The organism is Streptomyces sp. NPDC024555 (assembly GCF_055559335.1).
The window spans coordinates 95,655-107,255 of the sequence record NZ_JBVHKV010000019.1; the positions used below are offsets into that span (position 1 = coordinate 95,655).

9 protein-coding genes and 1 pseudogene are annotated in these 11,601 nt (G+C 71.9%); 8 read left to right on the forward strand and 2 right to left on the reverse strand.

Annotated features, from left to right (window positions below; translation table 11 throughout):
- Position 1: 1 nt before the first annotated feature.
- The 3 genes from hisS (at position 2) to ACZ4FH_RS29060 (ending at position 3,617) form a co-directional block, all read left to right on the forward strand.
- Positions 2 to 1,264, forward strand: coding sequence for a histidine--tRNA ligase (hisS, locus tag ACZ4FH_RS29050; RefSeq protein ID WP_467308578.1), 1,263 nt, complete (start codon positions 2 to 4; stop codon positions 1,262 to 1,264).
- Positions 1,265 to 1,532: 268 nt separating this feature from the next.
- Entirely contained in the window at positions 1,533 to 2,168 is a 636-nt protein-coding gene (locus tag ACZ4FH_RS29055; protein WP_383646027.1) for a vitamin K epoxide reductase family protein, read from the forward strand.
- A gap of 72 nt (positions 2,169 to 2,240) precedes the next feature.
- On the forward strand, positions 2,241 to 3,617 hold the full coding sequence (locus ACZ4FH_RS29060) for a replication-associated recombination protein A (RefSeq protein WP_467308581.1): 1,377 nt from the start codon (positions 2,241 to 2,243) through the stop codon (positions 3,615 to 3,617).
- Between the two features lie 25 nt (positions 3,618 to 3,642).
- Here the strand turns inward: ACZ4FH_RS29060 and ACZ4FH_RS29065 are convergent, their stop codons facing one another.
- Entirely contained in the window at positions 3,643 to 4,344 is a 702-nt protein-coding gene (locus ACZ4FH_RS29065) for a DUF2470 domain-containing protein (protein ID WP_467308583.1), read from the reverse strand.
- Between the two features lie 188 nt (positions 4,345 to 4,532).
- On the opposite strand from ACZ4FH_RS29065, the gene rpsD reads away from it, so the two are divergent.
- A complete protein-coding gene (gene rpsD / locus ACZ4FH_RS29070) occupies positions 4,533 to 5,147 on the forward strand; it encodes a 30S ribosomal protein S4 (protein ID WP_383646038.1) in 615 nt (204 codons plus the stop codon).
- A 1-nt stretch (position 5,148) separates the two neighbouring features.
- Here rpsD and ACZ4FH_RS29075 read toward each other — a convergent pair.
- Positions 5,149 to 7,396: pseudogene (locus ACZ4FH_RS29075) on the reverse strand (ATP-binding protein).
- A 201-nt stretch (positions 7,397 to 7,597) separates the two neighbouring features.
- Here ACZ4FH_RS29075 and ACZ4FH_RS29080 point away from each other — a divergent pair.
- From ACZ4FH_RS29080 to ruvX, 4 genes are read left to right on the forward strand one after another with little or no spacing between them, the layout of a single operon-like run.
- Complete coding sequence (locus ACZ4FH_RS29080; RefSeq protein WP_467308585.1) at positions 7,598 to 8,053, forward strand: DUF948 domain-containing protein; 456 nt, start codon at positions 7,598 to 7,600, stop codon at positions 8,051 to 8,053.
- 7 nt (positions 8,054 to 8,060) lie between these two features.
- Positions 8,061 to 8,411 (forward strand): DUF6167 family protein, encoded by a 351-nt coding sequence (locus ACZ4FH_RS29085; protein ID WP_467308586.1) that lies wholly within the window; start codon positions 8,061 to 8,063, stop codon positions 8,409 to 8,411.
- Entirely contained in the window at positions 8,411 to 11,080 is a 2,670-nt protein-coding gene (gene alaS / locus ACZ4FH_RS29090; protein ID WP_467308588.1) for an alanine--tRNA ligase, read from the forward strand. The genes ACZ4FH_RS29085 and alaS overlap by 1 nt, the downstream gene beginning before the upstream one ends.
- 8 nt (positions 11,081 to 11,088) lie before the next feature.
- Positions 11,089 to 11,562, forward strand: a complete 474-nt coding sequence (gene ruvX / locus ACZ4FH_RS29095; RefSeq protein WP_383646163.1) for a Holliday junction resolvase RuvX — start codon at positions 11,089 to 11,091, stop codon at positions 11,560 to 11,562.
- Positions 11,563 to 11,601: the final 39 nt, after the last annotated feature.

Here is an 11,601-nt window from a genome sequence, read left to right on the forward strand (position 1 = left end):
CGTGAGCACCTTCAAGGCCCCCAAGGGCACCTACGACCTGACCCCGCCCGACTCCGCGAAGTTCCTCGCGGTGCGCGAGGCGATCGCCGCCCCGCTGAAGAACTCCGGCTACGGATACGTCGAGACGCCGGGCTTCGAGGACGTCGCCCTCTTCTCCCGCGGCGTCGGCGAGTCCACCGACATCGTCACCAAGGAGATGTACACCCTCACCACGAAGGGCGGCTCCCAGCTGGCGCTGCGCCCCGAGGGCACCGCCTCCGTGCTGCGCGCCGCGCTGGAGGCCAACCTCCACAAGGCCGGCAATCTGCCCGTCAAGCTCTGGTACTCCGGCTCGTACTACCGCTACGAGCGCCCCCAGAAGGGCCGCTACCGCCACTTCTCGCAGGTGGGTGCCGAGGCGATCGGCGCCGAGGACCCGGTCCTCGACGCCGAGCTGATCATCCTCGCCGACCAGGCGTACCGGGACCTCGGCCTGCGCGAGTTCCGCATCCTGCTCAACTCGCTGGGGGACCGCGAGTGCCGCCCGGTCTACCGCGAGGCGCTCCAGACCTTCCTGCGCGACCTGGACCTCGACGAGGAGACCCGGCGCCGCATCGAGATCAACCCGCTGCGGGTCCTCGACGACAAGCGCCCCGAGGTCCAGAAGCAGCTGGCCGGGGCACCGGTGCTGCGCGACTACCTCTGCGACGCCTGCAAGGCGTACCACGAGCAGGTCCGCGACCTGCTCAGCGAGGCGGGCGTCGTCTTCGAGGACGACGAGAAGCTCGTCCGCGGTCTGGACTACTACACCCGCACCACCTTCGAGTTCGTCCACGACGGACTGGGCTCCCAGTCCGCGGTGGGCGGCGGCGGACGGTACGACGGGCTCTCCGAGATGATCGGCGGCCCCGCGCTGCCCTCGGTCGGCTGGGCCCTCGGCGTGGACCGCACGGTGCTCGCCCTGGAGGCGGAGGGCGTCGTGCTCGAACTGCCCCCCACCACCAGCGTCTTCGCCGTCCCGCTCGGGGAGGACGCGCGCCGGGTGCTGTTCGGCGTCGTCACCCGGCTGCGCCGCGAGGGCGTGGCCGCGGACTTCGCGTTCGGCGGCCGGGGGCTGAAGGGCGCCATGAAGAGCGCCAACCGCTCGGGCGCACGGTTCACGATCGTGGCCGGCGAACGCGATCTGGCCGAAGGCGTCGTGCAGCTCAAGGACATGGAGTCCGGCGAGCAGACCGCCGTTCCCCTGTCCGACGTCGTCGAGACGGTCCGCGCCCGCCTCGTCTGACCCACGGCAACACCCCGACCGCCGCGCCCCGTTGACCTCGACGTCAACGGGGCGCCGGTCGTTTTCACCCCGGCGGGCGATTTACCCGGAGCGCGGACTGACCCTGCCGACGGGCGGTCGCGGCAACGAGGCCCCGGCACCACCGCGTTCGGCACCCGGCGGAGCCCTTGCCGTGTGCGCGTCTTTATCCGCATCGAACGGAGAAGCGGAGGAACCGTACGGCACAATGACCCTGCCCCAGCAGGCCACTCACTGACGGAACGGCGATATGACGACTGCAGCGGTTGACCATCCCTCCTCCGACCAGGACGAGGACCGCGGGACGCGGACCATCGGCGGCGGCCGCGCGCTGGCGCTGCTGCTGGTGATCACGGGCGCCGCCGGACTCCTCGCCGCCTGGGTCATCACCATCGACAAGCTGAAGCTCGCGGAGGACCCCACCTTCGTGCCTGGGTGCAGCCTCAACCCGGTGGTGGCCTGCGGCAACATCATGAAGAGCGAGCAGGCGGCGGCGTTCGGCTTCCCCAACCCGATGCTCGGCATGGCCACCTACCCGGTGATCATCGGCATCGGTCTCGCGCTGCTCGCCGGGGCCCGCTTCCGCGCCTGGTACTGGCTGGGCATGAACGCCGGCATGCTCTTCGGCGTCGGCTTCTGCACCTGGCTGCAGTACCAGTCGCTGTACAACATCAACTCGCTCTGCCTGTGGTGCTGCCTGGCCTGGGTCGCCACGATCTTCATGTTCTGCTACGTCACCGTGCACAACATCAAGCACCGGATCATCCCCGCGCCCGCCTGGCTGCGGAACGGCCTCACCGAGTTCCACTGGGTGCCCCCGGTCCTGTGGGTGGGCATCATCGGCATGCTGATCCTGACCCGCTGGTGGGACTTCTGGACCAGCTGACCGGACCCCTCCCACCGCCGGGCCCGCACCGGCCCGGCGGCGTTGTCAGTGGGGTGGCATAGGCTTCGAGACGTGGAGCCCGACCTCTTTACCGCAGCCGCCGAAGACCGCCAGGAGAAGGATCCGTCCAGCAGCCCCCTCGCTGTGCGGATGCGTCCGCGTACGTTGGACGAGGTCGTCGGCCAGCAGCATCTGCTCAAGCCGGGTTCCCCCCTGCGCCGTCTGGTCGGCGAGGGCGGCGGAGGACCGGCGGGCCCCTCGTCGGTGATCCTCTGGGGTCCTCCGGGGATCGGGAAGACCACCCTGGCGTACGTGGTCAGCAAGGCGACGAACAAGCGATTCGTCGAGCTCTCCGCCATCACCGCGGGCGTCAAGGAAGTACGGGCCGTGATCGAGGGCGCCCGCCGCGCCACCGGGGGCTACGGCAAGGAGACCGTCCTCTTCCTGGACGAGATCCACCGCTTCTCCAAGGCGCAGCAGGACTCCCTGCTCCCGGCCGTGGAGAACCGCTGGGTCACGCTGATCGCAGCGACCACCGAGAATCCCTACTTCTCGATCATCTCCCCGCTGCTCTCGCGCTCGCTGCTGCTGACGCTGGAATCCCTCACCGACGACGATCTGCGCGGACTGCTGGACCGCGCCCTGACCGACGAGCGGGGACTGGGCGGCGCGGTGGCGCTGGACGAGGACGCCCGGGAGCATCTGCTGCGGGTGGCCGGCGGTGACGCGCGGCGGGCGCTGACGGCCCTGGAGGCCGCGGCGGGCGCCGCGCTGGCCAAGCACGAGAAGGCGATCACGCTCTCCACGGTGGAGGAGACCGTCGACCGGGCCGCCGTGAAGTACGACCGGGACGGCGACCAGCACTACGACGTGGCGAGCGCGCTGATCAAGTCGATCCGCGGTTCCGACGTCGACGCGGCACTGCACTATCTGGCCCGGATGATCGAGGCGGGGGAGGACCCCCGCTTCATCGCCCGGCGGCTGATGATCTCGGCCAGCGAGGACATCGGTCTCGCCGATCCGACGGCACTGCCGACGGCGGTCGCCGCGGCCCAGGCCGTGGCGATGATCGGCTTCCCCGAGGCGGCCCTCACCCTCAGCCACGCCACCATCGCGCTGGCCCTCGCCCCGAAGTCCAACGCGGCCACCCTGGCGATCTCCGCCGCCCAGGAGGACGTGCGCAAGGGGCTGGCCGGACCGGTGCCCGCGCATCTGCGCGACGGCCACTACAAGGGCGCCGCCCAGCTCGGCCACGCCCAGGGCTATGTCTATCCGCACGACGTCCCGGGCGGCATCGCCGCCCAGCAGTACGCCCCCGACGCGGTCCGCGCCAAGCGCTACTACCGGCCCACGCGCTACGGCGCCGAGGCCCGGTACGCGGATGTGGCCGACCGGGTCCGCGAGCGGCTGGGCCGCGCGGACGGGCCGGGCGACGCGGACGCCTCGTAACCGGGTCCGGGGCGCCGGGGCGGTCTCAGGCCGCGGCCGCCTCGAAGAGGATGTGCAGGGCGTGGCTCAGCTCCGCCGCGTCGCGCACCGGCTCGGGGAACTCGAAGCGCGCGTCGAAGCAGGCGCCGCCGGGTGCGACGACGCGGACCCGCAGCCCCAGCCGGTCCAGCGCGAGCGGTACGACGGCCGGCCCGTCCGCGGTGCCGGATCCGGTGCCGCGCTCGCCGAGCAGCGCGCACAGGGTGCCCAGGGTGTCGCCGTGGGCCGCGTGCAGATGCTGGAGCAGCTCCGTCTCGTGGGCGGCGAGCGGGTCGGCGGACGCGTCCCGCAGTTCCTCGCGGGTGACGGGGCCCGCGCCCCAGAGGTCCTCGACATGGACCTCGGCCGTCTCCAGGCAGAGCACCGTCCGGCCGGGGCCCGCGAGGCCCGGGACCGCGGTGAGCCGGCCGCAGATCCGGGCCCGGCCCCGCACGCGGTGCGGTACGGCGACCGGGGCGACGTCGGTGATCTCCAGCACGCCGGCCGGCTCCCCGCCCCGGGGGTGCGTCACGGCCCGTACGACCGGGGAGGACGAGGGGAACTCCAGGAAGAGATCGCCGTCCGGACCGACGCTCCTGGACAGCGGCTCCGGACCGTCCGGGGCGGCCGTCGCGGCCCCGGGAACGAGCAGCACCGCGGAGCAGGTACTCTGTACGAGAGTTCGTGTGCGCTCGGCTGCTGACGGCATCCGTGTGTTTTCAAGCCCGCTGGGACGCGGCTGACCACGATCTGATCGGTCCTCCGTCATCTCGACGCCATCGAGCGCGTCGACGCTGTCTGTGCTGTCCGTGACGTGTGTGGTGTTCCCAGGGCGAGACATGCGATCTCCTTGAGTAAGGTGAGCCTAACCTAACCTATTTCGGAGGTCTGGAGAACGTGCCTAATCAGTCGCGTCCCAAGGTCAAGAAGAGCCGCGCGCTCGGCATCGCGCTGACGCCGAAGGCCGTCAAGTACTTCGAGGCCCGCCCCTACCCGCCGGGCGAGCACGGCCGTGGCCGCAAGCAGAACTCGGACTACAAGGTCCGTCTGCTGGAGAAGCAGCGTCTGCGCGCGCAGTACGACATCAGCGAGCGCCAGATGGTGCGCGCCTACGACCGTGCCAAGAAGGCCGAGGGCAAGACGGGCGAGGCGCTGGTCGTCGAGCTCGAGCGCCGTCTCGACGCGCTGGTCCTGCGTTCCGGTATCGCCAAGACGATCTACCAGGCCCGCCAGATGGTCGTCCACGGCCACATCGAGGTCAACGGTGGCAAGGTCGACAAGCCGTCGTTCCGCGTCCGCCCGGACGACATCGTCATGGTCCGCGAGCGCAGCCGCGACAAGCACCCCTTCCAGGTGGCCCGTGAGGGTGGCAACGACACGGACGGCGAGACGCCGCGCTACCTGCAGGTGAACCTGAAGGCCCTGGCCTTCCGCCTTGACCGGGACCCGAACCGCAAGGAAATCCCGGTGATCTGCGACGAGCAGCTCGTCGTCGAGTACTACGCCCGCTGATTCAGGCGTAGCCGCTCGACACCGGCGTTTCAGGCCCGCCCCTCCCCGACCGGGGAGGTGGCGGGCTTTCGCGTTCGCCCGGCCGGGGGCCGCGCCCCGGGCGGCTCCCCGGCGTCCGGCGACCGGCCCCCGCCCGCCAGGGCCCTCGCCACCATCGCGTCCGCCCCGAGCCGGCCGCCCGCCCGCAGCCGCCCCGCGTACGCCTCCTCGCCCAGCGCGTCCCGGCACAGCTCCTCGCACCGCGCGCGGGGCCCGCCGTAGTGCGCCGAGCCGAACAGCGGCAGTCCGACCGACGGCCAGACCCGGTCCGCCGCCCCCTGGAGCAGCGCCGCCTCGGCGGCGTCCCCCTCCACCGCCGTGATCAGGGCCAGCAGCTCCACCGCGAGCACGGTGCCGAGCCGGTCGTGGAAGGAGTGACTGCCGGACAGGGACTGCCCCAGCAGCTCCCGGGCGTGCGCGGTGCGGCCCTGCTGGAGGGCGGCGAACCCGAGGACGTACAGCGCGTAGCCGTGCGCCCAGCGCTCGCCGTGGTCCTCGCAGATCTCCCGGACCTCCTCGCAGATCTCGGCCGCGCCCTGCGGATCGCCCTGGAAGCCGACGGTCATGGCCAGCTCGATCCGGGCCATCAGCACATTGCTGTTCAGCTCGCCGATGTCCCGGTAGCGGCCGATCGCCTCCTTCAGGAGGGTGCGGGCGCGCTCCATGTCGTCCGTGACCAGGGCCAGACAGCCGGTGCGGTGCACCGCGTAGGCGGCGGCCACGGCGTCGCCCGTCCGCTCCGCCTCCTCCCGGCACTCCGTCAGCGCCGAGATCGCGGCGACCGGATCGCCCTGGAGGACCGCGACATAGCCCAGCACCCACAGGGCCTTGAGCCGGGAGGAGTCGTACGGGGACTCCTCGGCCAGCACATGGTCCAGCCAGTGCCGGCCCTCCGCGAGGCGCCCGCAGCCGACCCAGAGGAACCAGAGCGTGCCCGCCAGGTACTGCGCGAGATGCGTCTCCTCGGGGCACTCCAGGGAGCACTCCATGGCCCGGCGCAGATTGGGCAGCTCGCTCTCGGCCCGCACGGCCACCTCGGCCTGGCGCGGGCTGAACCAGTCGAGCTCGCACCAGGTCGCGAGACCCAGGAACCAGTCCCGGTGGCGGCGGCGCAGCCGGTCCGTGTCGCCCGTCGCCGCCAGCCACTCGGCGCCGTACTCCCGCATCGTGTCGAGCATCCGGTAGCGGGTCCCGGCGGGGGAGTCCTCGCACAGCACGATGGACTGCGCCAGCAGTCCGGAGAGCACGTCGAGCACGGAGTCGGCCGGCAGCTCCGGGCCGCTGCAGATGTACTCGACCGCCTCCAGGTCGAAGGAGCCGGCGAAGACCGAGAGCCGGGCCCACAGCAGCCGCTGGCCCGGCGCGCACAGTTCGTGGCTCCAGCCGATGGCCGTGCGCAGCGTCTGGTGGCGGGCGAGCGCTCCCCGGCTCCCGCCGGTGAGCAGCCGGAAACGGTCGTCGAGACGCTGGAGCACCTGCTCGGCCGAGAGCGCGCGCAGCCGCCCCGCCGCCAGCTCCAGCGCGAGCGGGATCCCGTCGAGCCGCCGGCACAGCTCCCGGGCGGCCTCCCGGGTGCCCTCCGTCAGCCGGAATCCCGGCCGCACCGCCGCCGCGCGCTCGGCGAAGAGCCGCAGGGCGTCCTCGTCGCCCATCGTGGCCAGCGGGTACACCGCCTCCCCGGCCAGCTCCAGCGGCAGCCGGCCGGCGGCCAGCACCCGCAGCCCCGGCGAGCGCCGCAGCAGCTCACGCACCAGCTCCGCGCAGGCGTCGACCAGATGCTCGTAACCGTCGATCACCAGCAGGAGCCGGCGGTCCGCGCAGTGGCCGAGGACGGTGGCGCGCGGGGACCGGGTGGTGTGGTCCGTCAGGCCCAGGGCGGCGGCCAGCGCGTGCTCCAGCAGCGCCGGATCGTGGACGGCGGACAGCTCCACCAGCCAGGCACCGTCGCAGTACCGTTTCTCCAGCAGCGCCGCGGCCCGGGTGACCAGACGGGTCTTGCCCACCCCGCCCACCCCCACGACGGTGACCAGCCGGGACTCGTCCAGCATCCGTGCCACATCGGCCAGTTCGTCCCGGCGCCCCACGAACCCGCTCAGTTCGGCCGGGAGGTTGCCCGGGTGGCAGGGTGCACAGGTCTCGTGCGCGGAGGCGGGGGTGTCCGCCGCGTCGGGGGAGCCGGGGGAGGGGACGGGGCGCTGAGGGCGTCGCATGAAACACGCAGAGTACTGGCCCGAAAGCGCTCCGTACAATCACGGTGCCGGAACTCCCTCCGCGCCGGGCGACAATGCGGTACAGGGCGTGAGCCCCGGCGCGATAGGCTCAAGGCACGGTGAACCGGCCGCCGAGACGGCCGCAGCCGAAGAGCAGGGATCAAGACAGAGACAGACGACACGACCAGAGAGCGGTGCACTGTGTCCGGTGGTGAGGTGGCCGGGATCCTGGTGGCCGTCTTCTGGGCGATCCTGGTTTCGTTCCTCGCCGTCGTGCTGGCGAGGCTCGCCCAGACGCTCAGGGCGACCACCCGACTCGTGGCGGACGTGACCGAACAGGCCGTCCCGCTGCTCGCCGACGCCTCCGCGACCGTGCGCTCCGCGCAGACCCAGCTCGACAAGGTCGACGCGATCGCGACGGACGTCCAGGAGGTCACCTCCAACGCCTCCGCGCTCTCCACCACCGTCGCCTCCACGTTCGGCGGCCCGCTCGTCAAGGTCGCGGCCTTCGGTTACGGGGTCCGGCGGGCGCTCGGCCGCCGTGACGGCACCGTGCCGGGGGAGCCCTCCCGGCGCACGGTCGTCACCGGCCGGACCGTGCCGTCCGCCCGCGCCGGGAAGCGCGCCGGCCGCAAAGCCCGCGGATCGAAGGACTGACGCAGCGATGTTCCGCCGTACGTTCTGGTTCACCGCCGGCGCAGCCGCCGGGGTCTGGGCCACCACCAAGGTCAACCGGAAGATCAGGCAGCTCGCCCCCGAGAGCCTGGCCGCCCAGGCCGCCGACCGCGCGGTCGTGGCCGGCCACCGGCTCAAGGACTTCGCCCTGGACGTCCGCGAGGGCATGGCCAGACGCGAAGCCGAACTCGGCGAGGCGCTGGGGATCGACGCACCCGTCGACCCCGATCCGCCGCTGCGCCGCCACACCGTCGTGGAGGCGGCCGATCCCCGGCCCCGCCGCACGCTCCCCCCTGTCCCACGCACCTCCAACACGTACAACCGGAATGAGGACCACTGATGGAGTCGGCTGAAATCCGCCGCCGCTGGCTGAGCTTCTACGAGGAGCGCGGTCACACCGTTGTCCCTTCGGCGTCGCTCATCGCGGACGACCCGACTCTGCTTCTGGTCCCGGCGGGCATGGTGCCCTTCAAGCCGTACTTCCTCGGCGAGGTCAAGCCGCCCGCCCCGCGCGTCACCAGCGTGCAGAAGTGCGTCCGTACGCCGGACATCGAGGAGGTCGGCAAGACCACCCGGCACGGCACCTTCTTCCAGATGTGCGGGAACTTCTCCTTCGGCGACTACTTCAAGGAAGGCGCCATCGCGTACGCCTGGGAGCTGCTGACCAGCTCCGTGGCGGACGGCGGCTACGGGCTGGACCCCGAGCGGCTCTGGATCACGGTCTACCTCGACGACGACGAGGCCGAGGCCATCTGGCGCGACAAGATCGGCGTCCCCGCCGAGCGCATCCAGCGCCTGGGCAAGAAGGACAACTTCTGGTCCATGGGCGTCCCCGGCCCCTGCGGCCCCTGCTCCGAGATCAACTACGACCGCGGCCCCGAGTTCGGCGTCGAGGGCGGCCCGGCCGTCAACGACGAGCGGTACGTGGAGATCTGGAACCTCGTCTTCATGCAGTACGAGCGCGGCGCGGGGGACGGCAAGGAGGACTTCCCGATCCTCGGCGACCTGCCCTCCAAGAACATCGACACCGGTCTCGGCCTCGAACGCCTCGCGATGATCCTGCAGGGCGTGCAGAACATGTACGAGACCGACACCCTGCGCGTCGTCATGGACCGGGCCACCGAGCTGACCGGGGTGCGCTACGGCGCCGCCGAGTCGACCGACGTCTCGCTGCGCGTGGTCGCCGACCACATCCGCACCTCCGTGATGCTGATCGGTGACGGCGTCACCCCCGGCAACGAGGGCCGCGGCTATGTGCTGCGCCGCATCATGCGCCGGGCCATCCGCAACATGCGCCTCATGGGCGCCACCGGCTCGGTCGTCAACGAGCTGATCGACGTCGTGATCACCACGATGGGGCAGCAGTACCCCGAGCTGATCACCGACCGCAAGCGGATCGAGACCGTCGCCCTCGCGGAGGAGGCCGCCTTCCTCAAGGCCCTCAAGGGCGGCACCAACATCCTGGAGACCGCCGTCACCGAGACCAAGGCCGCCGGCGGCCGGGTCATCCCCGGTGACAAGGCCTTCCTGCTCCACGACACCTGGGGCTTCCCGATCGACCTCACCCTGGAGATGGCCGCCGAGCAGGGGCTGTCCGTGGACGAGGACGGCTTCCGCCGCCTGATGCAGGAGCAGCGCGACAAGGCCAAGGCCGACGCCCGCGCCAAGAAGACCGGCCACGCCGACCTGTCCGCCTACCGCGAGGTCGCGGACAACTCCGGCGCCACCGAGTTCACCGGCTACACCACCACCGAGGGCGAGTCGACGATCGTCGGCCTCCTCGTGGACGGCGTGCCCTCGCCGGCCGCCACCGAGGGCGACGAGGTCGAGGTCGTCCTGGACCGCACCCCGTTCTACGCCGAGGGCGGCGGCCAGCTCGCCGACACCGGCCGCATCCGCCTGGACACCGGCGCCGTGATCGAGGTCCGCGACGTCCAGAAGCCGGTCCCCGGGGTGCACGTCCACAAGGGCGTCGTCCAGGTCGGCGAGGTGACCGTCGGTGCCGCCGCGCTCGCCTCCATCGACACCACCCGCCGCCGGGCCATCGCCCGCGCCCACAGCGCCACCCACCTCACGCACCAGGCGCTGCGCGACGCGCTCGGCCCGACGGCCGCCCAGGCCGGTTCGGAGAACTCCCCGGGACGCTTCCGCTTCGACTTCGGCTCGCCCGCCGCCGTCCCCGGCACGGTCCTCACCGACGTCGAGCAGAAGATCAACGCGGTGCTCTCGCGTGAGCTGGACGTCCAGGCCGAGGTCATGTCCATCGACGAGGCCAAGAAGCAGGGCGCCATCGCCGAGTTCGGCGAGAAGTACGGCGAGCGGGTCCGCGTCGTCACCATCGGCGACTTCTCCAAGGAGCTGTGCGGCGGTACCCACGTCCACAACACCGCCCAGCTGGGTCTGGTGAAGCTGCTCGGCGAATCGTCCATCGGCTCGGGCGTGCGCCGCATCGAGGCCCTCGTCGGCGTCGACGCGTACAACTTCCTGGCCCGGGAGCACACGGTCGTCGCCCAGCTCCAGGAGCTGGTGAAGGGCCGTGCCGAGGAGCTTCCGGAGAAGATCGCCGGCATGCTCGGCAAGCTCAAGGACGCCGAGAAGGAGATCGAGAAGTTCCGCGCGGAGAAGGTCCTGGCGGCCGCCGCCGGACTCGTCGAGTCCGCGCAGGACGTCCGGGGCGTCGCCCTGGTCACCGGTCAGGTCTCGGACGGCACCTCCGCCGACGATCTGCGCAAGCTCGTCCTCGACGTCCGCGGCCGCATCCAGGGCGGCCGGCCGGCCGTCGTGGCCCTGTTCACCACGGCCAACGGACGCCCGCTGACCGTCATCGCCACCAACGAGGCCGCCCGCGAGCGCGGCCTCAAGGCGGGCGACCTGGTCCGCACCGCCGCCAAGACCCTCGGCGGCGGGGGCGGCGGCAAGCCGGACGTCGCCCAGGGCGGCGGCCAGAACCCGGACGCGATCGGTGACGCCGTCGCCGCCGTCGAACGCCTCGTCACCGAGACGGCGTGACCACGGACATGCCGCAGATGCGCCGCGGTCGCCGGCTGGCGATCGACGTCGGGGACGCCCGGATCGGGGTCGCCTCGTGCGACCCCGACGGGATCCTGGCGACGCCGGTGGAGACCGTGCCGGGACGCGATGTCCCGGCCGCCCACCGGCGGCTCGGCGCGATCGTCGCGGAGTACGAGCCGATCGAGGTCGTCGTCGGCCTGCCGCGCTCCCTGGGGGGCGGCGAGGGACCGGCCGCCGCCAAGGTGCGTGCCTTCGCGCAGGTGCTCGCCCGTGCGGTCGCACCCATTCCGGTGCGATTGGTGGACGAGAGGATGACCACAGTAACGGCCAGTCAGGGACTGCGGGCCTCGGGCGTGAAGTCCAAAAAGGGCCGATCCGTCATCGACCAGGCTGCCGCTGTGGTGATCCTTCAGAACGCTCTGGAGTCCGAGCGGGCTTCGGGCAATCCTCCCGGAGAAGGCGTCGAAGTGGTTGTCTGATCGCGATACGGTAACGTTCCGCGCGATGCGGCGGTGGTC

What these genes read in the sequence shown, in the direction of transcription:
- alaS (WP_467308588.1), top strand. Translation starts at nt 8,411, where the DNA reads ATGGAGTCGGCTGAAATCCGCCGCCGCTGGCTGAGCTTCTACGAGGAG.
- ACZ4FH_RS29085 (WP_467308586.1), top strand. Translation starts at nt 8,061, where the DNA reads ATGTTCCGCCGTACGTTCTGGTTCACCGCCGGCGCAGCCGCCGGGGTC.
- ruvX (WP_383646163.1), top strand. Translation starts at nt 11,089, where the DNA reads ATGCCGCAGATGCGCCGCGGTCGCCGGCTGGCGATCGACGTCGGGGAC.
- ACZ4FH_RS29065 (WP_467308583.1), bottom strand. Translation starts at nt 4,344, where the DNA reads ATGCCGTCAGCAGCCGAGCGCACACGAACTCTCGTACAGAGTACCTGC.
- ACZ4FH_RS29055 (WP_383646027.1), top strand. Translation starts at nt 1,533, where the DNA reads ATGACGACTGCAGCGGTTGACCATCCCTCCTCCGACCAGGACGAGGAC.